We start from the raw sequence: 24,492 nt of genomic DNA on the forward strand, positions 1-24,492 counted from the left end.
TCTCTGGCAAACTGTGAGCTGCCCCGCAAGATAGTTGGCACTGCAACGATATAAAAGCCCACCGGAAGTTATTGTGCAATGCGATATTAACCGCAGGTGGGGCGAAGATGGCACTTTTGTGACAATGTGGCAGATCTCCGAAAGCGTGATCGTTTGCGTGGACTTAGCTTCTGCGAGCACGCTGGTTGTCGCGAGCCTACGCGGGATGAACGGCGTTGCACCGTGATGTCTTTTGAAGAGGTGTGTTGCGATGCAAGATTTCAACGAATTCTTTGATGAATGCGATCAGGGTCCGCGTCTCAATCAGCTGTCGGGCTTTTTCAGCGAAACGGCAGCCGGCAGGAGCGGCATGCCGCTGCGTCGACCTGCGGTCGATATGCGGCTCCTCCCCAACGACGCACTCCTCCTTCAACTGGTGGAGATACATTCCCGTCGGCAAGGATTTTTCGATCAGCACTATCACGCCAGCATTCCTTATCGCCTCGAGGAGGAGTGCCGAATGGCGCATGCCTTGCTGCGCTATGGCCAGACACGTCCGAGCGATCTTCTGGTCTATACCCTTGGGACCGCCGAGGGCACGATGGCGAGAGTGATCTCCGAGATGAGCGGCGGCAAGATCCAATCCCTGGCCTGCAGCCCCAATGAAGAGAATTATAAATGCTTCATGGCATATGGGGACCCGCTCGGCGCGAGTTTTTTCCTCGGGCCGTTCCATCGGCTGACCAAGGAGCACCTAGCCTCGACGGCGAACCTCGCACGCTTCTCGGATGGCTTCGATGTCATCCTGGAAGACACCACATTCCAAATGTATTCGCCCAATCGCGCCGCGCAAGTGGAGTTTATCGCGCAGCATCTCAAGCCTGGCGGCATCCTCCTTTTCCTGGAAAAGTTTCGCGCCTTCGATGCACTCGATTATCAGGCGCGCGAGGAGCAGAAGAATCTCGGTTTCAAAGCGCATTACTTCGGCGCCGACGAGATCGCCCGAAAGACCGCGCTTGTGCTGAACACCATGCACGAAAGCGAAGCCACTTTGCCTGACATGGCGGATGCTATTTACGCGCATTTTTCCCACTGCATCGTGACCTGGAACAGCGGCAATTTCTATGGTCTCGCGGCGAGCAACGACGCTGACAATCTTGGCCGCTACCTGACGTCGATGCTGCAGCCGGCAATACCGGTCGAATACGTCTACGAGCCGAAACCCTATTCCGATCTGGCGGGATGGCTGAACCGACACAACGGCCGATCCTGACCGCCGAGCCAATCATTCGCAGCCGGCTGTTGCGGGTACGTCCGGCTGCCTGAAAATTGATGACAGAGGCCGGCACAAGCTTGGCGAGAAGGATACAGCCTTCTGACCCACCTTGGTGCCACATGATACAGAGGCATTCAGTGGACAAATTGATTGGAAAGCTCCTGGATATCAACGCAGTCGCCCGAAACCAGACGACATTGAAGGCGGCGCTTGCGGCTCTCGCCGATACGTTCGGTTTCAGTGGCTACGGCTATCTCAACCTGCGGCCCGGCGATCTTCATGCCGTCTCCAATCTGAGCGACGCATGGCAAGAGCGATATTTCAAAGACACATTGAGATTGCTGGATCCACGGGTCAGGCGCGCGCAGCGGGAGAAAAGGGCTTTCGTCTGGTCTACGGATGGGCCGACTGGCAAATGGTCAAAGGAGGACAAAAAATTTTATACCCTGGCGGCCGAGTTCGGCATTCGATCCGGTCTTGTCATGCCGGTGCAGGTCTCGAATGGCGCGATTGCCATGCTGAATTTTGCGTCGGCAGAGCCCGTACCAATCAGGGAATGGAAAATCGATGCAGTTGCCGCAGCTTCGGCAGTTGCGCAATTGCATATGCTGATCGGGCACCTCAGAACCAAGCCATCCATTGAAGAGCATATTTACCTCGGCCCAAAGGAAGCGACCTTCGTGCGTTGGCTTGAGCTCGGCAAGACGGTGGAGGACGTCGCCGATCTGGAAGAGGTCAAATACAATACCGTTCGCATCGCGCTGGTTGATGCAAGACGACGCTACGATCTTTGCAACAACACCCAATTGGTGGCGCTCGCAATTCGCCGCGGGCTGATCTGACGTTTTTTTACTGAACCGCCGGCGTGCGCCCGAGGATTTTCAGAAGCGTCGTCAGCGCCGACATCTGTGCATGCATCTCGATCGTCGCATCGAGATAGGCAACGTGGTCTTCGCCGACAGTTTCCCGGCCTGTTCTGATGGCCTCGGGGAGGCCTAGGAACAATTCTTCTGCCTTTGTGACCAGGTGCCGGTGCTTCTTGATCGCCTGGACAGTCAAATGCTCGAGAACGGGGTCAGATACTCCTGACAGCAGACCGACCAATGGTCTAAGATCGAATTCTGGTCGTACAGCGTTTTCGTCGCGGATCATGGCGATACTTTCTTCAACGCGGCGCGATGCGCACATACCGTGGCTCCGCCTATCCATGTTGTAGCGCGCTTGTGACGGGGTTTCCACGCGCAGATTTGCAGTGTTGGTCATTGGATCATGAGGCACATCCACAACCGCTCTCCTCGCAAGGCTTGTGTCCTCCGCAGGGGGATTGCTTGACGCGTACGTCATTTTGACGTACATACTGGCGAGAGATTAAAAACAGGAGGCGACGATGTTTGCTTTCAAAGATGCAACCAGCGAAATCGATGAACCTAATGACGCCCGGATGAATTTTCGGACGAAACCACGGATAAAGGATGCAATACAGCGAGCGGCAGCGCTTTCCGGCATGGACGATTCCGCATTCACCATCAATGCCGCTTACAGGTCCGCACTGGAAACGATCGCTGCCCACGAGGCGACCAGGCTTAAATCGGTCGATCATGCGGCGTTTTTTGATGCGCTCGACAATCCTGCTGCACCCACCGCAAATCTGAAAAATGCCTTTGAGCGTCACCGCAAATCGGTGATCGCGAAGTAATGTCAGATAATGCAGCTGCGACGCTCGTCATTGAGCCGCTTGATCCTGAAAAGCACGATCGGGCGGCTTTTTCTTGCGGTATCGGCCCGGTCGACAATTTCCTGAAGAAGACAGCTAACAAGCTTTCAAAGGCGGACAATCTTCGGGTCTGGGTCATGACCGAGGATGGGAAATCAATCATCGGATTTTACGCGATCAACGCGCATTCGATCGATTTTAGGGAGCTGCCGGAGAAATACGCACGCAATCGCCTAGGCCATGGTTCGATACCGGCAGCATATATTTCGATGATCGGTCGCGACCGACGATACCTCGGAAACGGCTACGGCGGTGTGCTTCTTGCAGATTGTCTGACACGGATCGCGACAGTCGCAGAGCAGATCGGAACGGCCATGGTCGTTCTGGACGTGCTCGATTGTGGAGACGTCGAGCGAACGAAGCGCCGCCAGGAACTCTATGCCGGCTACGGCTTTCAATCGTTTCCGTCTTCGCCAATGCGCATGTTCCTACCCGTTGCCACGATCAAGATGCTTGTAAGTTAAGCCGTGCCACCAGGATAGACTGGGTGCGCGACTACCGTGAGCTCGAGAGCTCTTCTGCAAGCTTACACACCGCATAAGAAATTGTTTGATGCGTACGGAGGAAACTAGGCTCTTCTGAAGAGCCGTTCTGAAGTGAACGGTCATGTCGAAGCCCTTCTCTCGATGGCCGGTTAGGGCCGTCTGACTTCCGCTTCGCGCCATTCGCCGACATGCCCCGATGCTCCAAGAAAAAGACGTTAATCGGCGAATAGCTCAAAACATTTATAGCTTTTACGCGACCCTCGTCAGTGTCGATTTCTCAGCGGCACCACTTCAATTAGGCAACGCTACCTGCCGGCGAGAGCGGCAAGAGCCAATTCTTTGCCGTCAAGTATATGCGGATATCAGTCAGAGAACAGCAGTTGCAGTCTTTAATCCCCAACCAACATGGGTTGCGTCGATTATCACGCAATCGTTGTCATCGAACCGGGCAGTAGGGTAAATTCTGCAATAGACGGTCTGGCATCGATACCCATATCCTTGGCATGTCATACGAGAAAGGACGCTGAAATGACTACGCTTTACGCCTATGAAGTCAGCCCGGTCACCAATCCGGATCGCTTGTACTTTGCAGCCACGCTAGATGAATGCCGGTCGGCTGCATATCAGCAGCGATCCGAGCTCCGCGCCGATCCAGACTACGGTTCTGTCGATCCCATGGCAATCTACAAGGTTGAGATGGAAATCCCCGATCTTCAGACTCTGCTGAATGGTCTGAACAATAGCGACGACCTCACGAACGCTATCATCATTGATCGGAAACTGGTCGAGACGGTTAGCGATTGAGTTTAAGCGGCGCTTTGCTAGACTATCCCCCAAGGACAGGGGGGTGAAATGGCAGAGCTTCACGATAGCTGGCACTTTGATGCACGCCCTGCATCTTATCGCCTGTTGGAAGAGCAAGGTAGATTGATGCTCACCACATCGACGTCTTCCAGCGGCTCGCAGTTTAAGCATGACAAAGTCTTCAACACGAATGACGAAGCGACAGCGGCAATTCTCAATCATGCTGGCGACAAGCCGTTTGTGGTGCTGACAGAACATGAGGACGGACGCTACACGTTGGAGCGGTATGCGTAGTTTTTTGGGGGTAGCATGCATAAGAGCAAGCAATTCACTTCGGACGAACTTGGTGTTCTGTCAAAAGCCAGCACCCAGATATGCGAAGCGATACGCATCAATCCGGATAGCGAACCGGCATTAGAGGTCAGGCGGCAGCTATTCCGCGACTGTACGGGGCAGGAACCCGTGGACGCTATTGTCGAGCGGTATCTATCGACACGCGTTAGGACCTAACCGTGCGGCATGTACGTTCCGGTGTGCGTGAAGTTAATCCAGAACCACATGTGTTGTGGAGGTGTTTTGTTGGAACGCTCTCGTGCGACGGCAGTTAAAAACGATCGCCAGTTCGATTCTAGCAGGACGACAATGACGAGTGAGTCAGACGAAATACCGGTAAACCAGCGCTACTTCGATGAGGGCAGGGCAGCAGCAAAGCAAGGGCTATCCTCAAGAGCTAACCCTTACAGGGAGCTTACCGAGTCCGTTCAGTATCGCTCTTGGTTCGCTGGGCATTCTGCTGAGACCGTTCCGCCCTCACAGTCGTGATTGCCGCGTGTGTCATATGTTAGAGATTCCTTGCGCGACTCAAGCTAAAACACCGTAATGGAAAATCTCGTTCGGACGATCTCGCAGCGCCGCTCTTTCGACATTGACGGTGTCCCACTCGTGTCCGACAAAGTGGCATACGATCACGGTCGAGCAGCCGCGATCCAGAGATTGGGTTTGAAAGAAAATCCTTATCTCGAAAGGAAAGAAAGCTCGCAGTTCCATGCATGGCTTAGCGGATATCGATCTTTAGACCTTCCGGAGATTGCGATAAGTGATCATGCTGAAACCGCAACGTCCCGGCGGGATAGCTATGATCGGGGCCGGAGTGCCGCTTTGCGAGGACTATCTCAAGTTTCGAACCCGTATTCAGCCGACACCTGTGGAGCCGAGCATTCAGCTTGGCTCGCTGGCTTTAACTCAACTTTTCGATGGGTCCCTGAATAGGTTTGTTGAGGCTGCGAGGTTGTAGCTTGCTTGAAAAAAAGGGTCCGGTGCCGAAGCGCCAGACCCTATCCACGATGTAATTGGAGAGTGGGACCGGTGCTGACCAAAGTCACCGATCTTGCATCTATATATGTACGCGTCGCTTTCAGTGCTTCAGTAGATTGCGCCATATGTCGTTCGCAGTCCTGCAATAATCGGCTCACCAGAAATTTGCTTTCAGTTCGCTAAACTCAATCCCCCGATCGGGTACTTCTGCATACCACATGCGCGGCTACCGTTGTAAAGGGCGCGTGTTGATTACTACCATTGTCTGCGTTGCGTAGCTTACGGCTCCTGTAAAATGCACAGCATCAATGTTCGCGGTCGAGCGGAACGGTTTTGCCGGGGGCGGTCGGTCCCGCCTTCCGCTGCGCGGCGCTTCGCAAAGGCTCCTGCGGCAGCCCTTTTTCCGGTCAAAACCGTATCGAGAATTCCTGCTTTCCCGGCCGTGGCCGTCGCTATGCTGAAAGCTCCGATATTCTTCATTGCCTGTGCCGGATCTCGGCCTTGACGCCGGCTGATCCGCGGGGCGCATGTGCGCCGTGATGGTTTGGTGACCGGCTCACGATACGGAGAGGTTGGGTCTGCTCAGTAATATTCAGCATGGCGCTACGAGCGTCCGGCATCAAGGATGAGCGGTTCCCCCAATTTTGAACAACGGAGCGTGTCCGTTTGACAAAATCGGCTCCCCCACTCCCCGGCTCTGCCGGTCGCATGCGCGATCCCTGACCCCGGGCGCTCTCCGCGCCCCGGCCTCCCGTCTTTCGAAACTCAAGAAGAACGGGACGATGACGATGTCACTCGAAACACTGATTGAGGAACTGTGTGCCGAACTGATGGCCTGCACTGACTGGGATGAGCGTCTACAGTTCAAAGCCGAGATGAAGCTTGCCGAGCAGAAAACAGCTTTCGACGCGTTCATGAGCTTGGAGCCGCCCGACTGAGGGCGGTTTTCTTGAACCTGCCTTTGCCCGATTCATCTCAAATCGCGAAGACAGTGCGATCGGTCTCGCCGGCACTGCGCCATCAATTACGACTTGGCGTCAATTCCGGCGTATCTCGAGTGATAAATTCGCTGGGTGACACTCTCATGAGATGCTCACCTGCTGTAAGCTCAAACTTGGAGATATCAGGCGGCACGCGTCGTGGCATGGCAGGGTTACCTGACAGACCGGTTTTCGGATCCAAGATCAGGATCATCAGATTTAGTGTATCTGAGCAACCCGCCTGATATCCACGGTTGCGGACTTTTAAAGCGAAAAACTGTACCAGTTCTCGCGATTGTCCATCACCCGCACCATGCCGTCGAGCCTCATCGGTTTTGTGCCGACCATCCCAAGGGGCTGGGATTCTCCTCGTCAGCGCCGGTACGCAGCTTGGTTGGAATGTCCTCTGTCGGCCGTGTGCTGATGTTGAGCAAATCCATTCATTGACGGCCTGAGTTCGGAACGTTTCATGAGACCCCATAAGCTCTGCTGAGCATCAATTCTGGGGGTAAAGCCTCGGTCCGGTTGCAACAAATTGGATGCGAGACCGTTCATCTGGCGGGGAACCTCAATCAGGCGGGTCCAATGAACATCATTGCTGTCTTTAACCGCGATGGCGGAACTTTCCGGACTACCGACATGGTGGCTTATGAGTCGAAGGTCATCGAGGTATTCGAAGGAGCGGGGCATAGAATTGAATGCCGCGTGGTCGCTGGCAATGAGGTTGCCGACGCTTTGGAGGCGGCAGCCAATCGCCCCGATGTCGATTGCCTATTGGCGGGTGGTGGCGACGGGACGATATCGGCTGCTGCAAGACTTTCCTGGAAAAGCGGGAAAGTGCTGGGTGTCTTACCTGCAGGCACAATGAATCTGTTCGCGCGATCGCTGCAACTCCCGCTGGATGTATGGGATGTTCTCGAAAAATTGGCTTATGCCGAGAGTAGGAATGTCGATATAGCATCAGCAAACGGCCAGAGCTTTGTGCATCAGTTCTCAGCTGGGATGCGTCCGAGAATGGTACGGCTACGTGATGCCATGGAGTTTGGCTCTCGCTTCGGTAAGATCCGCGCGACTGTTCGGGCCGCATTGACCGCGATGGCGCGACCACCTCGGTTCGAGGTCGCGTTCAATATTGATGGCGAATCCAGAAAACAGCAGATTTCGGCCATATCGGTTTCTAATAACGAATTCGGCCGCGATGCGCTAATGTTTGCAGAGAGCCTCGACGGAGGGCATCTCGGGATCTATCTGGCCGAGCCGTTGACCTTTCGATCAGCAGTGCACTTGGCATTCGACATTCTGCGCGGGCAACTTAAAGAGAACCCCGCGATCACAGCTTTTAAATCATCAGAAATCAACCTTCATTTCCCGCGGCATCGACATGGCATACGGTGTGTGATGGATGGAGAGATTGTCGCAATGGACCAAGACATCGCCATACGGACACATCCGGGAGAGTTGAAAGTGCTGGTACCTTCAGCCAACGCCTAGCAATCTACAGCGTGGGGCGTAGTCGATTAGATCAGGGTGGTGGCCGAGCAGAAAACGTGCACTTTAATGAGGACTTTGGAGGAGGTTTGAATGAAAGATCCGAACGGCTGGCGACATATGAGTACCGCGCCAAGAAATGGAAGCCGTATCCTCGCGACCATCCGCCCATCGGAACAGGGAGCGGGAGCAGTTGATCTCATTTATTGGTCGAATGGTGATCACGGTAGCGAAGGTGGTTGGCGCTCTTCAGATTCTACACCTGGTATGATCATCCAGTATGCCGAGCCTGAACTGAAATGCTGGATGCCAATGCCAGAAGCAGACATCGATAGCCTAACGATGCCCGCAGCATGGGAAGGTGACGACGATGGAGAGTTGAACGGCTCAGGTATCTGATATTGGAAGTACCGAATTGTAAGCGCGGACACGCCTGCGGAACAAAGTGAACGATCTTCCGTTTCTCGCACCATCACCTCAAGGGAGAATTGTGATGCGTTTCGGGTTCGTATTTACCGTCGCAGCAGGGATTATATCATCGGCCGCAGTCGCGGAGGCTAAGAGCACCTGGCAACTTTACGGCGCTGTGCCTGTGGCTGGCGATCGACACTTGGAACTGGCTTACAGTGATGCGCTTTCCCGTTGCAGACTTGAGGGCTATAGGACACGCGAGACCGATCGTGTATTCCATGTTCAGTACGACGCGCCTGAAACGCGCAGTTGCCTGTCACGCAAAGGCTTCATTTATCAGAACGGGGACGCTCATGCTTATCCTGTCCCCAAAGGGACCTATACTGTTCGGTAGGTCGTGTGCGGAGGACCGCGATTAGTGTGCCTCCGCAGGTCCGGTAACCAAGCATGCGTACATTCCGTCGGATTTTGCGCCATGGCAAAAAGCGGTGTTTTGATACTTGCTCTTGATGCAAGTTTTCCATTGTCCGATGCAGGATATGCGCAAGCGGTGTTTTCTTTGCCGCTTGACCGAGCGGGGCGGAGGTTGTGAAGACGACCTCTGTGGTTTTGACGGCAGAAATGCGCCAAGTGCAAGTACCACAGCAACTTTGCGCGGACAACGATGATGGCGTTCAACGAAGGACAGATATGCTCCGGTGCTACAAAACTTCGATTGATCTTGTCTGTCCACAGCGAAGATATGCAAATTTCAACGCAGACCCACAAACTCGTAAAGTTTACAGCATGGGAAGGCGAATAGTGAAACATTCATGTTTTTGACGACGGGGTCACTTGCAATCGACTGAAACGCTGCGCTCATGTCCTGACGATGAGCGCATCAATGACCGCTTAGGGCCGAACCCGGACTGCGCCGTTGGCGTGTCATTTCACCGTTTGCCAGAACCGTTCTCTCAGTTGGCATACATACCCGGGAAGACGATGTCCTGATCGACAAGGACGTTGAAGATATAGCCGGGCCGGATCCTGATCGTCGGCTGGACATTGAGGTTTTTCGAGATCGTCTGCTCGGCCACACGGCCAAAGGTTTCGGCGAAGTTTCGTCGTGCTGCGTCGGATGCCGTATCCTGTGTCCCAAGCGTCGAGCTTTCAGGCATGGCCATGTCGATCCCGGTCCCGATGAGCGCGACGAGAGCGGCGGATCCGAAGGTACGCAGATAGTGATTGTCGACCTTGTCGCGAAACCCTCCATACCCTTGCGCATCCGTGCCGGCCATGCCACCGATCTGCAGGGTCGATCCATTGGGAAATATGATATCGGTCCAAACGACCAGCGCGCCGTTCTGGCCGAATGACACCTTGCTGTCATACCGGCCGAACAGTTTCGTGCCCTGGGGCACCAGCAGATAATGCCCGGTCGCGCTGTCATACACATTCTGGCTGACCTGCGCGGTTATCCGTCCTGGAAGATCCGAATTGAGGCCAGTGATGAGGGTTGCGGGAATGACGGATCCTCGCTTGAGCTCGAACCGGGACAATGGTGCAACAACCTGATTGGGCAGATAGCCGAGTTCCTTGATATCGGCGTTGAAAAAATCCGCCTTCGATGCCTGATCGTTCTGATCTCCCATCTGACCGGCAGTGCCCGCTTTCAATGCCGCGGCATAAAGGTCCGATGTGCCGCCAGATGATCTGGCGCCATTCGCTTGGTTGGATGCGTTGCCGGCGTCCTGTCCGTTTGCACCCAAATCTGCGGTATCGACCTTGAGGGGAGAATCGAGCGCAGCACTCTTGGCCTGCAGGCTGGCCATGCGCTGACGTTGCTGTTCACGCAGGATCTGCTCTCTTTGTTCACGGAGGATCCTGGCATTCCACTCTTCCTCCGGCTCCATGCGTGAGCCTCTACGTTCACGCGGTTCGACGGGCGCGATGTCCGTCGGCGTCGTGGATGGCTGTACGGACGGTACCGGTGTTGGCTGAAACACCTGCTGCGGTTCTTCCCGATCTCCGATAATGCCGTCTTTCACGCCACGCTTCATCTGTTCCGCGAAACTGGAGGCAGGTGTCCCGGCTCCCTCCCCTTCCGGAACCTGCTGACCGAACCTTATGCCGCGCGACGACAGACCGTAAACGAGCACAGCCAGAAACAGGGCGACCAGGCCGAGACCGACGAACAGGGGCACCCGGTTCAGGCGCCTCATGCGCTTGTCGCTGTCAGATTGCGCGGGATTCCCCAGCTGCAGAGATTGAACCATCGATCTATCCGCCTGTCAGTTGCGCTTCATCAGCGATAGAGGGCTTGCCGGCGTGGCCACACTGTTCGTGACGGTATAGGCACGTCCGAGCTCGAGCGTATCGGTCGACAGCCGGGCGAGGACCTGCCCGTCGATCGAGACAAGCGAATAGGCGAGCTCTACCCGCTCGGTGTTGTTCGGGCCCTTGATTTGTTTGTCGTCAGTGACGACCACATAACCCCAGCCTTTCAGGGCCGCCTCGAAAGCAACCGCGAAGTCGGATGCTTCGCTGTGCAATCTGATGGTCGCACCGGTCGATCCGGCCTGCTCCGCATATCGTGCAGCCATGTCGCCCGCGATTGTGCTGGCGGCCGGTCCGGTAATATCCGAAGGCCCAATGCTCTCGGTCAGCCCCTCCGAGGTATGGCAGGCCGAAAGCGAGAGGGCTATGAAGATCAAGGCTGTCGGGAAGCGGCGCATGGTTCAACCACCCCTCCGGATGGTGATTTTCTGTTTTCTCCACCCTACCCCCGATAACAGAATGGCTTTGTCGATATTGTAATCGACGATCATCATGTCGTTTTTCATGCGATAATTGACGACGCGGTTCTGTCCCCCGGACACGACGAACAGCACCGGTGCATCTTGCCCCGAAATCGCTCGAGGGAACTGGATGTAGGTCTTCTGGCCATCCGAATAGACCCGCTTGGGACGCCAGGGGGCACGGCCGGTGAGGGAGTAGGAAAAGGCAAGGTGTTCGGGTGCGACACCGCCGTTCGGCCCGCTCGTCACCTGAAGTCTGGCATTGATGTCCGACAGTTTGGACGACGCATCCTCCGGATATTCGAAGCCGATCCGGGCCATATATTGGGTAGGGTGGGATTTCAGCTGGAAATGGTAGGTGCGGCGTGATGTTGTGACCACCATGGAGGTGACAAGACCTGCCTCCGATGGCTTGACGATCAAATGGATCGCTTGCCCGCTCGCTGCCCCGGATGTCGCCGGTTCCACCTTCCAGCGAACCGTGTCGCCAACCAGGACGTCTCGCACAATCTCCCCTCCCTGCAGTTCGATATCGCACACCTGCAGAGGCGAGCAGACGACGGAGGGCTGTGTTTCGCCGAACAGGAAGACGACCTTTCCATCCGGTCCACGTGTCACCAGTCCGGACTGCGCTCGCCACTTCCCGGAGAGACCGGTTGCCTTTGCCTCGTTTCTGTTGAGGCTTTGTGATACTGCCGGACTTGCCGCACTCAACGAGGCAGCAAGCGCCATCAGGCAGCCAAAGGCTGCATGTCTGTTTATCATCCGCATTGCGGTATCCCTGCCATTAGAGTTGCGCGGTCCAGTCGAAATCGATGACGTAGAGGCCGATCGGATTGAGCCGGATCGTGGTTTCATCCTGGGGTGAGTTGATCGAGACGGTGGCGATGCCGCGGAAGCGTCTGGTGGCCAGGTCCCTTCCCCGTCGATCGCGCTCGTACTCCGTCCAGTCGATCTGGTATGTGTGGTTGGAAAGCGCGACGATATTGTTGACTTCGATGGCCACCGTCGCATTCACGGCTTTCTCGAACGGCGAGTTACCCCGAAACCAGGCATTGACCTTCTGGGTCGAGGGATCGCCTGTCCGCAAAAGTGCGTAGGCCCGGTCGACATATTGCTTCTGCACAACGGCATCCGGGGTGACTGACCGGAAGCTTGTGACAAAAGCACCAAGGGACGCCCGCACGACACGTGCGTCCGCATACTCGATCTGCTGCGGGAAGCCGGCAGAGACCGTGGTTCCAAGCTTGTCCACCTCGACAATGTAGGGAACGAGCTTCACCTGTGTGCTGAGATAAAGCGCATAACCAAAGCCGATTACTGCCATTGTCAGGCTCAATATGGCGACGGTTCGCCAGGCGGCTGCGGCCTTGACGTAGGAACCGTATCGTTCCGACCATTCCTGCCTTGCGGCGATATAGGGATTGTCGGGTGTGCGTGGCGCTGCCATTCTGCCCATCCTGTCTGCGGGTTATGGTTTATCCGATCGTTCGGGTGAGACCGGTTTTGACGCGGGGTTGCCCCGAGCCTGGTCGAGCTTGGCGTTTGCAAGCCCGAGCAGCGACCCGGCATATGCACCCGGTGCGCCGATCGCCTTTTCCTTGGCCGCCGAGCCCGTTGCTGCGGCCCCTGACGTAAAGCTCGCGCCCATGCCACGCAGTGCGGCACCGGCAACAGATGATCCACCGGCTCTCGCCGACTGTGCAGCGGCAAACCCGGCACCGGCGGCGCCGGCGGCCAGAAACGCACCACCCGCAGCAAATGACGCTGCCTGTCCACCATGGCGGATGGTTTCCATTCCGCCCGTAACGGATGCGCCCTGAACCACGCCCTGCAATATGGTCGGCACATACATCGAGATAATGAAAACGACGACCGATACGCCGGCTATGGCAAGGGTGGTAATGAACTGGTCGCTTTCCGCGGTCGGTGCCCGGGCCATGCCCAACAGCACTTCGGATCCGATCCTGGCAATCATCACCAGTGCCATCAGCTTCATGCCGACACCAAAGGCATAAACGAGATAGCGGATCGCGAAGTCCTTGGTGAACGACGATCCGCCAAGTCCGAGCATGATCATGCCGGCCAGCAGGCCTACATACATTTCGACCATGACGGACACGAAGATGGCCGCGACGAGCGAAAAGCAGACGACCACGATACCCATGGCAAGAACGGCTGCGATCCCGAGAGCATTGTCCTCGAACACGCCGAACTTCGCCTGCTCCGACATCTGCGATGCGACACGGATGCCGGCATCGAACACTTCCGCCGGCGAGGCCGAACCCCCGCCTGATCCGATCTGGAAAAGACTGTCGACGACCGCACGCGCAAAACTTGGCCCCTGCGTCAACACGAAGGCAAAAAAGCCGATGAACATGATGCGGCGGACAAGCTCGGCAAACCAGCTGTCGAGGGAGGCGGCCTGGGTTGCGAGCCACACGGCGGCAATGCCGACCTCGATACCGGCAAGGATCCAGAACAGCGACCGCGCCGCATCCATGATCGTGTTCTCCCAGCCTTGGGCGGCCGCCGAAACCTGGTTCTGCAGCTCCGTCAGGACATCACCCTGCTGGGCCAAGGCCGGGGCGGCCAGCAGGAGCAGCAGCGGCCCGGCAAACTGTGTGACCTTCCAAATCTTGATCATTGCCATCTCGGCCGCATCTCCTGGCCCTTCGGGATCGGCGGTAAAGTCTTGCCCGTGCCGAAGAATTTCTTCCTTGCCTTCCGTTGCTCCTCGCTCATGTTCGGGGGATCCGGCGCGTCACGCCGGACCGTCAGGCTGACTGACAATGCCGCGACAGAGATGGCGCAGGCCAGGATCGAGAGCAAAAGCGTCTTATTCACCAGCGTGGCTCCATCTTCTGGCCTTCCGGAATGTCCCGGACTTCGGCATTGAAGAATTTTTCACGCCGAGCCTGAGCCAGATCCTTGTCGGTCTGTTCGCTCTGCAGCCACGTGCCCATCAGTGTCATCTGCTGGGACACCAGGCCGCGCAGTTTCTGCATCTGGCCGACCTGTTGCGTGGCGATCTGGTGTCCGACCTGCAACGCCTTCATCTGGCCATCGGCGGTCTGCGACATTGATCGCAGCTCACTCATCGTCTCTTCTTCGCTGTCAAACTGATCAGCTGTCAGACTTGCCGCCTTGAGCGTTCCGGCGATGGTGTCGCGATTGGTTTCCGACCATGTCTGATAGGTCGTCGAAAAACTTTCGGCATTCGGCAGACTGGTCTTGAGATCGGCGAAACTCTTGAAGCGCTGCTTCAAAAGATCGTCGGCATTGCCCATCGAAAATGCGATGCCCTGCCCCTCGGCGACGATATCGCGCAACTGGCCAAGATCACCTTCGATCTGCCCCCATATGTGTTTGGGAAGCTGCGCCGTGTTCTGCAGCATGTTCTTGTAGATGTTGAGCTGGTTCTGGATTTGCTCGGCAAGCTGGGTGATCTGGGTAATCTGGTTGGTGATCTGCTCGCCGGATTGACCGACCAGCGAGATCAGCTCGCCATTGTTGAGAAGTTGCGTCCATTCCGTCGCGCCGCCGGCCGCAGCTCCAGCGAATGACGCGGTGGGCGAGGTTGCGAGCATCAGCGAGATGGAGACAGCGAAAAGCGAACGTCCTGCCGATCGGCCTTGAGTTTGGTCATGCATGGTCGTTTATCCCTCTTTCCAGAAGCCATTGTTGCGGCCAGGACTGTCCATGATCGGCGTGCAGCGCCCGGATGCGGGCCAGGTCGGCCTTGCCGGTAGCGCCGACGAAGGAAAGCGTGACGGGGCCGAGTGACATGTCGAACAGCCGGCGCCCGTCAGGCGATGTGACGTAATATTCGCGCTTCGGAATGGCATTCGCGACGATCTCGATCTGACGTTCGTTGAAACCAATCCGCTCATAAAATTCGCGGGTGCCGGGTTCGCGGGCAGCACCATTCGGGAGGCAGATTTTTGTCGGGCAGGATTCCTTCAGTACGTCGATGATACCGGAGCGCTCAGCATCCGAAATCGATTGCGTCGCCAGCACAACCGCGCAATTGGCCTTGCGCAGCACCTTCAGCCATTCCCTGATCTTGGCGCGAAACACGGGGTGACCGAGCATGAGCCACGCCTCGTCAAGGATGATGAGGCTCGGCCGGCCATCGAGGCGCTTCTCGATCCGATGGAAAAGATAGGTCAGCACGGGCACGAGATTGCGTTCGCCCATATTCATCAACTGCTCGACCTCGAAACATTGGAAGCGGCCAAGCGTCAGACCATCTTCCTCGGCGTCGAGCAGCAGGCCCATAGGCCCGTCGACGGTATAGTGATGCAGTGCGTCCTTGAGCTCGCGCATCTGAACGCCGCTGACGAAATCCGAAAGCGAACGACCGCTGGCCGATGCCATGAGAGCAATCTGGCGCGAGATCGCATTGCGATGGTCGGGTGTGACCGTGACACCCTGCGCGGCCACAAGTGTTTCGATCCATTCACAGGTCCATGCCTTGTCCACGTCTTTCGACAGGTCCTGAAGGGGGCAAAAGGCGAGATCGCCCTTCAGCCCTTCTCCACCTCCGATTTCATAATGATCGCCTCCGACTGCCAGTGTCAGGGGGAGCATGGAATTGCCCTTGTCGAAAACGAAGGCCTGGGCATTCTCGTAGCGGCAAAACTGGGCAGCGATCAGCCCGAGCAAGGTGGATTTTCCGGAGCCGGATGGGCCGAATATCAGCGTGTGTCCGACATCTTCGACATGCAGGTTGAAACGGAAAGGCGTCGAGCCGGAGGCCACCTGCATGAGAGGCGGTGCCTCGGCTGGATAAAAAGGGCAAGGAGCCAAGGGATTTCCCGACCAGACCGAATTGAGAGGTATGAGGTCCGCGAGATTGCGCGTGTTGATCAACGGTTCCCTGATATTGCTGTACCAGTTTCCCGCAAGGCTGCCGAGGAAGGCGTCGGTCGCATTCAGCGTCTCGATCCGCGCGCCAAACCCTTCCGACTGCACAAGGCGGCGAACGGCTTCTGCCTTGTCCTGCAGGGCTTCGCGATTCTCATCGAACAGGACGATAACCGGGGTGTAATAGCCGTAGGCCACGAGTTGTGACGATGCCTGCGCTATGGCATCCTCGGTCTCAGCCACCATGGACATGGCGTCCTGGTCGATGGACCGGGACTGTGTCTGGAACAACTGATCGAAGAATGGCCGCACCTTCTGCTGCCATTTCCTGCGCGTGCGTTCCAGCCGTTGTTTGGCCTCTTCCGCATCGAGAAAAATGAAGCGGGATGACCATCGGTAGGTCAAAGGCATGCGGTCAAGGCTGTTGAGGATGCCCGGCCAGCTTTCTGTAGGTAATCCGTCGATGGCGACAATGCCGAGGTATCGGTTTTCGACGCGCGGTGTCAGTCCGTGTTCGAGTTCCGCCGTGGCCAGCCAGTCCAGGTAAAACGGAATATCGGGAAGTCGCACAGGGTGGCTTTCGCCGGTGATCGCGAAGCGGATGAACTGGAAAAGCTCGTCGTATCGTGCAGTCCTGAAGCCGCCGCGCTCCGGTACCTCGCGGGTGAGCATGCGCTGGATCGAGATCGTATTTCCCAGATATTGCTCGATCTCGCGGATCGAGCGGCGAAACGTCTCCAATGCACCATCAGCATAGCTCACCGATCGGCTTTCCGCGTCGGAATAGATGTAGCGGGCCAGGCCGGAGCGCCGTCGCTCTACTGGACGGTGCGTCAGGATCAGCGCATGCCGGCTTTCGAAATGGCCGCTTTCGCGTTCAAAGTGCCGACGGCGCTCGTCATCGATCATTCGCGTGACGGGATCGGGGAAATGGCTTCTATCGGCGGGCGGATAATCGACTGTCGGAAAACGCAAGGTCTCTACCTGGATCATCCAGCCCGATCCGAGACGCGACATGATCGCGTTAATCTGGCGCGAAAGCTCATTGCGCTCAAGATCGGTGGCACTCTCCAGGTCAGGACCTGCAAAATACCAGCCGGCCATCAGGCTCCCGTCCTTGAGCAGAATGATGCCGTTGTCGACAAGTCCGGCATAAGGGACCAAGTCGGCAAAGGATGGGCCCGTCGAACGCAATGAGCGCAGCGCAACCATCATCACCTCCTCAGGACCGTCGCAATGGCGACGATGTCGGACGGTAGTGGGATCGATAGCGCAGGTGGCGCATGTAGATTTGACGCATCATCGGATCGGATTTCGCCATCATCCGTAGAGCGCCGAGGAGTACGATCCAGATCGCGGCACCGATGATCGCCGAATAGATGGTGAGCACGACGAAGATCAGAATGACCGCCGCAAGTCCGGTCAGCAATACAAGCTCCCGATCGGCACCCATCAAGAGGTTCGGGCGCGAAAGAGCACGGTGAATCCGGTTGCGATGAAGGGCGCTGCCGACGTCAGACATCGATACCCTCCCCTATCGAGATTATCGATGCCCTGGAGATTGTCGCGTGGTCGGCTGGCGTCTCGATGCCGATCGAGGCACCTGTCGAACCAAACAGACCGACGATCGTGGTTGCCCCCAGCAGGATTCCTGCGACGAGCACGACATAAACGAGCCTTCTCGCAAAATCATTGAGCTCGCCGCCAAATATCAACATGCCGCCGGCGATGGCGACTGCGGCAAGAGCGATATAGCCGGCCACTGGCCCGGTAATCGATTCCTGGATCTGCTCGAGAGGGCCTTCCCAAGGCAGGCTGCCGCCTGAGCCGGCAAAGGCAGGCGCTGCGATAGACGCTGCTATCGCTGCGATCCATATTCCGAGTTGGCGCGAATGATTATGCAGCATGGCTGTCTTCCTCGATCTGCGGATAGTGTTTCGTCTGGTATCGCGACCCGTCGAACCCCTCGATATGCAGGACTTCCCGTACTCGCCGGCCTTTCCCGGCGCGTTCAATCGCAATGACCAGGTCGACAGCGTCTCCGATCACGGCCTGCATAGATTGCTGGCTTGCCTCTGCGGTGAGTTGCTCCAATCGCCTGAGAGCCGATATCGCCGTATTGGAATGAATAGTCGTCACGCCGCCCGGATGGCCGGTATTCCAGGCCTTGAGAAGCGTCAGTGCCGCGCCGTCACGAACTTCGCCGACGATGATACGATCCGGACGTAGCCGCATCGTGCTTTTGAGAAGGCGAGCCATATCGATGCTGTCGCTCGTGTGAAGACTGACGGCATTTTGCGCGGCGCATTGGAGCTCGGCGGTGTCTTCGAGGACCACCATGCGGTCATCAGGCGAAGACGACACGATCTCGGCAATAACTGCGTTCGCAAGCGTGGTTTTTCCTGAGCCCGTGCCGCCGGAGATGACGATGTTGAACCGGCTGTCAATGGCGCCGCGAATGATGGATGCCTGCGCTGCGGTCATCGCCTGGGTGGCGACGTAATCGCTCAGCGGCACGATACGTGACGCTCGCCGCCGGATCGTGAACGAGGGAGCGTTGACGATCGGTGGAAGGAGCCCCTCGAACCGGTGCCCACCTATCGGCAATTCGCCGGAGACGATCGGTCGGTCTCTGTCTGCCTCTGACTGTAATGCATGGGCGACGGAGCCTATGACCAGTTCGGCCGATGACGCCGGCATCTCGCCTGCTGGCGCCACCCCATGCTCGAGGCTTTCGATGAAAAGCTTGCCGTCGGGATTGAGCATGATTTCGACAACAGTCGGATCATCTAGTGCGGTACAAAGGCGTTCGCCGAGAGCGTCCTGAAGTTTGCGGACCAGGCGAGAGTGGGATTGGAGCATGAGGCGCTGTCTCCTCGTTTTGAAGTGCCCCAAGACAGACTGTCTCGCCGCGAGCTTGTCGAGATGCAAAGTTGCATCTCGAAACTCGTGCCAAAATTCGGCAGCTTCTCTGGATCGTCGGCGACAGTTCTCCTGTGTTGCCGGGATGGCGAGGCGAATCACTCAGACTGGAAGGCGGTGCTGATGAGGGTGATTTGCCGAGATGTCTCGATGGTGAAACAGTTCGTTAGGTTTTCGACTCTTTTTTTCAGTCGAGCAAACTAGACGAAAATGGCGCTGTATCGCGCTGGATGTGGGCATTTGGTGTTGAATTCACGGTCAGGCATTGGTCCAGTTAACCTTTCGTTAACCTTAAATGCCTTGCTTGCCGGTCAGAATCGGTTCTAACTGCAAGCATCGGAGCAAAGCTAAAAAAATGCTCCAGAGCGACAATATGGATGATTAGGTCGGAAATGGGAAAAACTGCGACAAACCCTCCGGTGAATGATGAGGACCTGCTCGGCCTGATCACTCGGCATTCGCGTTCGCTTGCTTCTCAGCTCCAGTCTCACCACGATAGTGTATTCGCGCCGATTGCCGAAAAATCAATACGCTATTTCCAGCCGGCAGAGGCGTCGAAACTTGTCGGCGTGAAAGAGGTTCATCTGCGAAACATCGCCAATGACCTTTCCGACGAGCTTGATGTGAACACCGGGCCGGCCGGCCGTCGCACCTATTCAGTGCTCGATATGCACAAGATTCGCAATCATCTCGACAAGACAGGACGGGGGAACCGCCGATACCTGCCGCACCGGCGGGAGGGTGAGCAGCTCCAGGTCATCTCGGTGATGAACTTCAAAGGCGGATCGGGCAAGACGACCTCGGCAGCGCACCTGTCACAGCATCTGGCCTTACGCGGTTATCGCGTTCTCGCGATCGATCTCGACCCTCAGGCAAGCCTTTCAAGTCTTTTTGGTGTCCAGCCTGAAACCGATGTCGGCGCCGACGAAACGCTTTATGGAGCAATCAAGTATGACGGTGCCCGGGCGATGGGCGAGATCATTACGGCGACCTATATCCCGGATCTTCACCTGATCCCGGGCAATCTTGAATTGATGGAGTTTGAGCACGAAACGCCGCGCGCCTTGATGAAACGCAAGGCCGGCGACACGATGTTTTTCAATCGCATCAGTGAGACCTTGGAGCAGGTTGCACATGCGTATGACGTCGTCGTAATAGATTGCCCGCCGCAGCTCGGTTACCTGACGATGGCCGCATTGACGGCAGCGACATCCGTTCTTGTCACAGTTCATCCCCAGATGCTCGACGTCATGTCGATGAATCAGTTTCTTGCCATGACGTCCGATCTGCTGGGTGAGATCGCTGAAGCAGGTGGGCGTTTCGATTACAACTGGATGCGATACCTTATCACACGCTATGAGCCTGGTGATGGGCCGCAAAACCAGATGGTCGGATACCTCCGTTCGATCTTTGGTGAGAACGTTTTGAATTACCCGATGCTGAAAACGACAGCAGTCTCCGATGCGGGATTGACCAACCAGACACTGTATGAAGTTGAGCGAAGCCAGTTCACCAGATCGACGTACGATCGAGCTCTCGAGTCTATGAACAACGTCAATGACGAGATTGAAAGCCTGATCAAGAAAGCTTGGGGCAGAACATGAGCCGCAAAGACATTCTTAAGGGCGCCGTTACGTCAGAGCCACTTACGGAGCGGCCAGCGAGAGCGAAAGTACGCCCGATGCTCGGCACGGCCTTGCCGCCGGGTGAAACCAATGCTGCGACCCGTCTGACAAGCCAGGTTGGAAACGCGTTTGCGGAGAGCAAAGCCAAATTTGAACGCGCCGAAGAGATTGAGCGTCGTCTTGCTCAAGGCCAAACCGTCGTCGACCTCGACGCGGCACGCATTGAGCCGTCATTCGTTCAGGATCGCATGCCGGGCGACGTTGAAGGGCTGGTGGCATCTATCCGCGACCAAGGCCAGCAGGTACCGATCCTTGTTCGACCTCATCCCGAAAAACCGGGTCAATACCAGGTGGCGTTCGGTCATCGTCGTCTCCGTGCGGTATCCGAACTCGGGCTGCCTGTTCGGGCCATCGTGCGTGACCTGACGGACGAGCAGCTCGTCGTGGCGCAGGGACAGGAAAACAATGAACGTGAAGACCTGACCTTCATTGAGAAAGCTCGCTTCGCGTACCAGCTGAACAAGCAATTCTCACGTGACGTGGTGATTGCAGCGCTCTCCATCGACAAGAGCAATCTGTCGAAGATGATCCTCCTCGTAGAAGCTCTACCCGCTGAATTCATCGATGCCATTGGTCCAGCACCAGGAATTGGGCGGCCGAGCTGGCAACAGCTTGGAGGGCTTGTCGAAAAAGCCGGATCGCCAGCGAGAGTAATATCCCTGGCGCGTTCGGATGAGGTTCAAGGACTCGCGTCCGTCGACAGGTTCAAAGCGGTGCTGAATGGCCTGAAGCCCCAGCATGGCCCCAACAAGCTGCCGCAGATCCTTGCCACGCCTGCCGGTGACCGGCTGGCGCAAGTGGCGCAAAGCAAAACAAAGCTTGAAATTTCGATAGACAGGAAAGCTACGCCAGATTTTGCGGCCTTCGTGCTTGAAAAATTGCCCGCGCTCTACCAGGAGCATCAGGCGAAGAAACAACATAAAAACGGAGAGTAAGCCGGGAAAAGAAAAAGGCCCCAACAACGTTGCCGTCGTGGAACCTCATTCTGTAGTCTCGCAAACACAGAATCGCATTTCCTCGAATCCTCGTCAAGAGTCTTGGCACCGTTTTGGTGAGCGGATTTCTTTTGCCTTCTGAAAGGTGAAAAGAAATGACCATGGGGAATGTGACGACGCCTTTTGGGCGGCGGCCGGTGACGCTTGCGCTTGTCAAACGCCAAGTTGCCGTAAGCACGATGGAGCAAGGCAGGACTGTTGAAAAATGGCGGGTGTTTCGCGACGCTTGCGAGGCCCGTATCGAGCTTGGTCTGCAGGATCGCAGCCTAGCCGTTCTGGACGCGCTTTTGAGCTTTTACCCGGAAAATGAGTTCTGCCATGACGCGCAGATGATTGTCTTTCCCTCAAATGCACAGCTGACGCTGCGAGCGCACGGAATCGCTGGAGCAACACTTCGCCGGCATCTCGCCCTTCTGGTCAATGCTGGGCTCATCTTCCGCAAAGATAGCGCCAATGGAAAGCGTTACGCTCGAAAAGATGGAGAGGGGGCCGTCGAATCTGCCTATGGCTTTGATCTATCCCCGCTTCTGACCCGTGCTGGTGAACTCGCCATCATGGCACAGAAGGTGGTTGCTGAACGGGCGGCGTTCCGTAAGAGCAAGGAGTGCCTGACCATCTGCCGGCGTGATGTTCGTAAGTTGATCTCGGCCGCCATGGAAGAGGGTGCCGCGGGAGATTGGCAGACGATTGAAGACATATATGTTGGCGTCGTGTCTCGGATTCCGCGATCGCCAACGCGTGCCCAGATCGAAGGATTGCTGGATGAAATGTCGCTGTTGCGCGATGAGATCGTCAACCGGCTGGAAATCCAAGAGAGTTCTCAAAATATGAGCAGCAATGATGCCCATATTGAGCGCCACATACAGAATTCAAAATCCGAATCTCCTAATGAATTTGAACCTCGCTCCGAAAAAGAGCAGGGAGCGAAGTCGAGCAAGAAGAAGCAGGCAAAGAGTGAGCCGCTGAAGGCTTTTCCGCTATCGGTCGTGCTGAAAGCCTGTCCGCAGATTCCTGATTACGCGACCGGGGGAAACATCGAGAACTGGCGCGATCTGATGTCGGCCGGCGTGCTCGTTCGGTCGGCCTTGGGTATCAGTCCGTCGGCATATGAGGATGCCTGCGAGGCGATGGGGCCGGAAAATGCGGCGATTGCCGTGGCCTGCATGCTGGAACGAACCAACATGATCAATTCGCCAGGCGGTTATCTCCGTGATTTGACCCGTCGATCAAGGCAGGGCGAATTTTCGCTGGGGCCGATGGTGATGGCGCAGTTGCGGGCCAACGGACATGGTCTCGGCAAGACAGGCTGAAGGAATTGTTCCATTTTTCAGCCGCGAGTGAGGATACTGTTCAATTCCTTCATTCGAATTGCCGGTAATCCTGCTTCCTCGGCAAAGTATGGCCAGCAGTTCACCGTTGCCCGCACTTTTCATCGACCATCGCCTGAGCTGCCTTTGCGACCTGCAGCATATGGGAGGTATCGGGCGCCCGTCCCTCACCCGCGAGGTCTGCGCTGTGTTCACCTCCTGGACCCGAGGAATAGGTTAGGTCGTAGGCTGGCGACAGTCGCCATTGGCCGTCCGCGCTCATCAAAAAAGCATGGTTCTTGGCGTGGTCGTCGCGGTTGCGGGATAAAACATTGAAGTCCATGCGCCGGAACATTTTCAGCACTTCCGTGCTGTCACGGGTCATCAACCATGTGAGTTTGTGCAGCATCTCGTAAGTGACGGATGACTCCCGATGGCTCGCATCGAGCAGGCCGCTTGCGGTGTGCATGTGCAGCCTGCCTGCCGGGGTGCGGTCAAACCGTTTGGTGGCGAACAACCTGTTGCCCTTCCGCGTGGTAAACAACCGCGTTTCGGCCATGTCGATGCCCGCGGCACGGGCCATCAGCACGTAGGCCTGTTCCTCGGCGCCGATATCGGCCCGATCTTCGCTGCTGCGCGATTTGAGGATCCAGCGCTCGAATGCCGGCTGCATGTTCTGGCCGTAATCGAAATTGACGCTGTCTGTCGCCGGCTCGAATCCGATCATGTTTTTGGTCACGCGCCGGCGGAGCCACCTTGGGCGCCTTGCAGCGTATCGAGATCGGCGGCATCCATCTGGTGCTGAACGAGAGCGAAGGACAGAGCACCCATACCGGAAGTTCCGACGGCAGAAAGACGATCGAGCAACATCCTGCCCCAGCCGTCCGGCAGGCTGTCGTTTAAAAGGCCGTGCAAGCCATCGAACGGATCACGTGGTGCCGCGATAATGCCAGCATTGGCCATCAGGTGAAATGGAGAGACGAGGAGCAGTTCCGAGAGAAATTCGGTCGCATATTCGAAATAGGCCCGTCGTTCGGCATTGCTCCAGGCAAGCGTGCCGAGCTTTCTCGGTTTGCTCTCGATATCGCGGATCACGCTCATTTTGTGAACGTGTTCGAATTTCATGATTTGCGGACCCTCTGCCGAAGGGGATGATCGATGACATCGTCGATCGTTCGTGTTGCCCTGGGCGGAAACAGTTTTGCGAACTCTGTCTCAGCATCTAGCACGAAGGCAATCCTTACGACGGTTTCAAGCGATGCCTTGCCAGTGTCCTCGAAAACGCGGAGAGAACTGTACGATATGCCAGCTAGTCGCGAGTCCGCGCTGGGTCTGCGGATTCCGACGTGAAGCCGGCCACCATTCCGATCAAATACCGGCCAGCATTCCGATATGAAGCCGGCCACCATTCCAATCAAAGACCGGC

The 24,492-nt window shown here is 56.6% G+C and carries 26 protein-coding genes; 12 read left to right on the forward strand and 14 right to left on the reverse strand.

Annotation, left to right across the window (positions count from 1 at the left end; genetic code table 11):
- Positions 1-250 precede the first annotated feature (250 nt).
- Together EDF70_RS26920 and traR are read left to right on the forward strand one after the other, a co-directional pair.
- Complete coding sequence (locus EDF70_RS26920) at positions 251-1,252, forward strand: class I SAM-dependent methyltransferase (RefSeq protein WP_132280392.1); 1,002 nt, start codon at positions 251-253, stop codon at positions 1,250-1,252.
- 140 nt (positions 1,253-1,392) lie between these two features.
- Positions 1,393-2,097, forward strand: a complete 705-nt coding sequence (traR, locus tag EDF70_RS26925; RefSeq protein WP_132280395.1) for a transcriptional regulator TraR — start codon at positions 1,393-1,395, stop codon at positions 2,095-2,097.
- Positions 2,098-2,104: 7 nt separating this feature from the next.
- On the opposite strand, the gene EDF70_RS26930 is transcribed toward traR, so the two are convergent.
- Positions 2,105-2,407 (reverse strand): transcriptional repressor TraM, encoded by a 303-nt coding sequence (locus EDF70_RS26930; protein ID WP_132280476.1) that lies wholly within the window; start codon positions 2,405-2,407, stop codon positions 2,105-2,107.
- A gap of 235 nt (positions 2,408-2,642) precedes the next feature.
- Here EDF70_RS26930 and EDF70_RS26935 point away from each other — a divergent pair, with 235 nt between their 5' ends.
- From EDF70_RS26935 to EDF70_RS26960, 7 genes are all read left to right on the forward strand, one after another.
- Entirely contained in the window at positions 2,643-2,951 is a 309-nt protein-coding gene (locus EDF70_RS26935) for a DUF1778 domain-containing protein (protein ID WP_132280398.1), read from the forward strand.
- Positions 2,951-3,493: a GNAT family N-acetyltransferase gene (locus EDF70_RS26940; RefSeq protein ID WP_132280401.1), complete on the forward strand. Its 543-nt coding sequence runs from the start codon at positions 2,951-2,953 to the stop codon at positions 3,491-3,493. Before EDF70_RS26935 ends, EDF70_RS26940 begins: the two co-directional genes overlap by 1 nt.
- Before the next feature lie 549 nt (positions 3,494-4,042).
- Positions 4,043-4,318: a hypothetical protein gene (locus EDF70_RS26945; protein WP_132280404.1), complete on the forward strand. Its 276-nt coding sequence runs from the start codon at positions 4,043-4,045 to the stop codon at positions 4,316-4,318.
- 48 nt (positions 4,319-4,366) lie between these two features.
- Positions 4,367-4,612 carry a hypothetical protein gene (locus tag EDF70_RS26950; RefSeq protein WP_132280407.1) on the forward strand — a complete coding sequence of 82 codons (246 nt, stop codon included), beginning with the start codon at positions 4,367-4,369 and terminating at the stop codon, positions 4,610-4,612.
- Between the two features lie 1,802 nt (positions 4,613-6,414).
- Entirely contained in the window at positions 6,415-6,570 is a 156-nt protein-coding gene (locus tag EDF70_RS30115) for a hypothetical protein (RefSeq protein ID WP_165932157.1), read from the forward strand.
- Between the two features lie 627 nt (positions 6,571-7,197).
- Positions 7,198-8,103 (forward strand): diacylglycerol kinase family protein, encoded by a 906-nt coding sequence (locus tag EDF70_RS26955; protein ID WP_132280410.1) that lies wholly within the window; start codon positions 7,198-7,200, stop codon positions 8,101-8,103.
- A gap of 90 nt (positions 8,104-8,193) precedes the next feature.
- Positions 8,194-8,499 (forward strand): hypothetical protein, encoded by a 306-nt coding sequence (locus tag EDF70_RS26960; RefSeq protein WP_132280413.1) that lies wholly within the window; start codon positions 8,194-8,196, stop codon positions 8,497-8,499.
- Between the two features lie 965 nt (positions 8,500-9,464).
- Here EDF70_RS26960 and trbI read toward each other — a convergent pair.
- The 11 genes from trbI to trbB are packed head-to-tail and all read right to left on the reverse strand — an operon-like array spanning position 9,465 to position 19,019.
- Positions 9,465-10,766 carry an IncP-type conjugal transfer protein TrbI gene (gene trbI, locus EDF70_RS26970; RefSeq protein ID WP_132280419.1) on the reverse strand — a complete coding sequence of 434 codons (1,302 nt, stop codon included), beginning with the start codon at positions 10,764-10,766 and terminating at the stop codon, positions 9,465-9,467.
- 15 nt (positions 10,767-10,781) lie between these two features.
- Complete coding sequence (gene trbH / locus EDF70_RS26975) at positions 10,782-11,225, reverse strand: conjugal transfer protein TrbH (RefSeq protein ID WP_132280422.1); 444 nt, start codon at positions 11,223-11,225, stop codon at positions 10,782-10,784.
- A 3-nt stretch (positions 11,226-11,228) separates the two neighbouring features.
- The gene (gene trbG, locus EDF70_RS26980) at positions 11,229-12,059 is read right to left on the reverse strand and encodes a P-type conjugative transfer protein TrbG (protein WP_132280425.1); all 831 of its coding nucleotides are present in this window, start codon (positions 12,057-12,059) and stop codon (positions 11,229-11,231) included.
- Between the two features lie 16 nt (positions 12,060-12,075).
- Positions 12,076-12,738, reverse strand: a complete 663-nt coding sequence (locus tag EDF70_RS26985) for a conjugal transfer protein TrbF (RefSeq protein ID WP_132280428.1) — start codon at positions 12,736-12,738, stop codon at positions 12,076-12,078.
- Between the two features lie 21 nt (positions 12,739-12,759).
- On the reverse strand, positions 12,760-13,935 hold the full coding sequence (trbL, locus tag EDF70_RS26990; protein WP_132280431.1) for a P-type conjugative transfer protein TrbL: 1,176 nt from the start codon (positions 13,933-13,935) through the stop codon (positions 12,760-12,762).
- On the reverse strand, positions 13,932-14,135 hold the full coding sequence (trbK, locus tag EDF70_RS26995) for an entry exclusion protein TrbK (protein WP_132280434.1): 204 nt from the start codon (positions 14,133-14,135) through the stop codon (positions 13,932-13,934). The genes trbL and trbK overlap by 4 nt, the downstream gene beginning before the upstream one ends.
- Complete coding sequence (gene trbJ, locus EDF70_RS27000; RefSeq protein ID WP_132280437.1) at positions 14,132-14,941, reverse strand: P-type conjugative transfer protein TrbJ; 810 nt, start codon at positions 14,939-14,941, stop codon at positions 14,132-14,134. The genes trbK and trbJ overlap by 4 nt, the downstream gene beginning before the upstream one ends.
- Entirely contained in the window at positions 14,934-17,369 is a 2,436-nt protein-coding gene (locus tag EDF70_RS27005; protein ID WP_132280440.1) for a conjugal transfer protein TrbE, read from the reverse strand. Before EDF70_RS27005 ends, trbJ begins: the two co-directional genes overlap by 8 nt.
- A 10-nt stretch (positions 17,370-17,379) precedes the next feature.
- Positions 17,380-17,679 carry a conjugal transfer protein TrbD gene (locus tag EDF70_RS27010; protein WP_132280443.1) on the reverse strand — a complete coding sequence of 100 codons (300 nt, stop codon included), beginning with the start codon at positions 17,677-17,679 and terminating at the stop codon, positions 17,380-17,382.
- On the reverse strand, positions 17,672-18,064 hold the full coding sequence (locus EDF70_RS27015) for a TrbC/VirB2 family protein (RefSeq protein ID WP_132280446.1): 393 nt from the start codon (positions 18,062-18,064) through the stop codon (positions 17,672-17,674). The genes EDF70_RS27010 and EDF70_RS27015 overlap by 8 nt, the downstream gene beginning before the upstream one ends.
- On the reverse strand, positions 18,054-19,019 hold the full coding sequence (gene trbB / locus EDF70_RS27020) for a P-type conjugative transfer ATPase TrbB (protein WP_132280479.1): 966 nt from the start codon (positions 19,017-19,019) through the stop codon (positions 18,054-18,056). The genes EDF70_RS27015 and trbB overlap by 11 nt, the downstream gene beginning before the upstream one ends.
- Positions 19,020-19,471: 452 nt before the next feature.
- Here trbB and repA point away from each other — a divergent pair, with 452 nt between their 5' ends.
- The 3 genes from repA to repC all read left to right on the forward strand — a co-directional run bounded on the left by repA (position 19,472) and on the right by repC (position 23,069).
- Positions 19,472-20,683, forward strand: coding sequence for a plasmid partitioning protein RepA (gene repA / locus EDF70_RS27025; RefSeq protein WP_132280449.1), 1,212 nt, complete (start codon positions 19,472-19,474; stop codon positions 20,681-20,683).
- The gene (gene repB, locus EDF70_RS27030) at positions 20,680-21,699 is read left to right on the forward strand and encodes a plasmid partitioning protein RepB (RefSeq protein ID WP_132280452.1); all 1,020 of its coding nucleotides are present in this window, start codon (positions 20,680-20,682) and stop codon (positions 21,697-21,699) included. Before repA ends, repB begins: the two co-directional genes overlap by 4 nt.
- A gap of 155 nt (positions 21,700-21,854) precedes the next feature.
- Positions 21,855-23,069 carry a plasmid replication protein RepC gene (repC, locus tag EDF70_RS27035; protein WP_132280455.1) on the forward strand — a complete coding sequence of 405 codons (1,215 nt, stop codon included), beginning with the start codon at positions 21,855-21,857 and terminating at the stop codon, positions 23,067-23,069.
- A gap of 100 nt (positions 23,070-23,169) precedes the next feature.
- Here the strand turns inward: repC and EDF70_RS30495 are convergent, their stop codons facing one another.
- Positions 23,170-23,805 (reverse strand): HipA domain-containing protein, encoded by a 636-nt coding sequence (locus EDF70_RS30495; protein ID WP_245519386.1) that lies wholly within the window; start codon positions 23,803-23,805, stop codon positions 23,170-23,172.
- Positions 23,802-24,191: a HipA N-terminal domain-containing protein gene (locus EDF70_RS30500; protein WP_245519387.1), complete on the reverse strand. Its 390-nt coding sequence runs from the start codon at positions 24,189-24,191 to the stop codon at positions 23,802-23,804. The genes EDF70_RS30495 and EDF70_RS30500 overlap by 4 nt, the downstream gene beginning before the upstream one ends.
- Between the last annotated feature and the right edge of the window lie 301 nt (positions 24,192-24,492).

Origin of the sequence: Neorhizobium sp. JUb45 (assembly GCF_004343585.1) — a bacterium.
Taxonomy (GTDB): domain Bacteria; phylum Pseudomonadota; class Alphaproteobacteria; order Rhizobiales; family Rhizobiaceae; genus Neorhizobium.

Coding starts and splice junctions, on each gene's coding strand:
- EDF70_RS26955 (WP_132280410.1), top strand. CDS start 7,198: ATGAACATCATTGCTGTCTTTAACCGCGATGGCGGAACTTTCCGGACT.
- EDF70_RS26960 (WP_132280413.1), top strand. CDS start 8,194: ATGAAAGATCCGAACGGCTGGCGACATATGAGTACCGCGCCAAGAAAT.
- EDF70_RS26945 (WP_132280404.1), top strand. CDS start 4,043: ATGACTACGCTTTACGCCTATGAAGTCAGCCCGGTCACCAATCCGGAT.
- repC (WP_132280455.1), top strand. CDS start 21,855: ATGACCATGGGGAATGTGACGACGCCTTTTGGGCGGCGGCCGGTGACG.
- EDF70_RS26935 (WP_132280398.1), top strand. CDS start 2,643: ATGTTTGCTTTCAAAGATGCAACCAGCGAAATCGATGAACCTAATGAC.
- EDF70_RS26930 (WP_132280476.1), bottom strand. CDS start 2,407: ATGATCCGCGACGAAAACGCTGTACGACCAGAATTCGATCTTAGACCA.
- EDF70_RS27010 (WP_132280443.1), bottom strand. CDS start 17,679: ATGTCTGACGTCGGCAGCGCCCTTCATCGCAACCGGATTCACCGTGCT.
- EDF70_RS30115 (WP_165932157.1), top strand. CDS start 6,415: ATGACGATGTCACTCGAAACACTGATTGAGGAACTGTGTGCCGAACTG.
- trbG (WP_132280425.1), bottom strand. CDS start 12,059: ATGCGGATGATAAACAGACATGCAGCCTTTGGCTGCCTGATGGCGCTT.
- EDF70_RS26940 (WP_132280401.1), top strand. CDS start 2,951: ATGTCAGATAATGCAGCTGCGACGCTCGTCATTGAGCCGCTTGATCCT.
- EDF70_RS27005 (WP_132280440.1), bottom strand. CDS start 17,369: ATGGTTGCGCTGCGCTCATTGCGTTCGACGGGCCCATCCTTTGCCGAC.
- trbL (WP_132280431.1), bottom strand. CDS start 13,935: ATGATCAAGATTTGGAAGGTCACACAGTTTGCCGGGCCGCTGCTGCTC.
- repA (WP_132280449.1), top strand. CDS start 19,472: ATGGGAAAAACTGCGACAAACCCTCCGGTGAATGATGAGGACCTGCTC.
- EDF70_RS30500 (WP_245519387.1), bottom strand. CDS start 24,191: ATGAAATTCGAACACGTTCACAAAATGAGCGTGATCCGCGATATCGAG.
- EDF70_RS27015 (WP_132280446.1), bottom strand. CDS start 18,064: ATGCTGCATAATCATTCGCGCCAACTCGGAATATGGATCGCAGCGATA.
- trbH (WP_132280422.1), bottom strand. CDS start 11,225: ATGCGCCGCTTCCCGACAGCCTTGATCTTCATAGCCCTCTCGCTTTCG.
- trbJ (WP_132280437.1), bottom strand. CDS start 14,941: ATGCATGACCAAACTCAAGGCCGATCGGCAGGACGTTCGCTTTTCGCT.
- trbB (WP_132280479.1), bottom strand. CDS start 19,019: ATGCTCCAATCCCACTCTCGCCTGGTCCGCAAACTTCAGGACGCTCTC.
- repB (WP_132280452.1), top strand. CDS start 20,680: ATGAGCCGCAAAGACATTCTTAAGGGCGCCGTTACGTCAGAGCCACTT.
- EDF70_RS26950 (WP_132280407.1), top strand. CDS start 4,367: ATGGCAGAGCTTCACGATAGCTGGCACTTTGATGCACGCCCTGCATCT.
- trbI (WP_132280419.1), bottom strand. CDS start 10,766: ATGGTTCAATCTCTGCAGCTGGGGAATCCCGCGCAATCTGACAGCGAC.
- EDF70_RS26920 (WP_132280392.1), top strand. CDS start 251: ATGCAAGATTTCAACGAATTCTTTGATGAATGCGATCAGGGTCCGCGT.
- EDF70_RS26985 (WP_132280428.1), bottom strand. CDS start 12,738: ATGGCAGCGCCACGCACACCCGACAATCCCTATATCGCCGCAAGGCAG.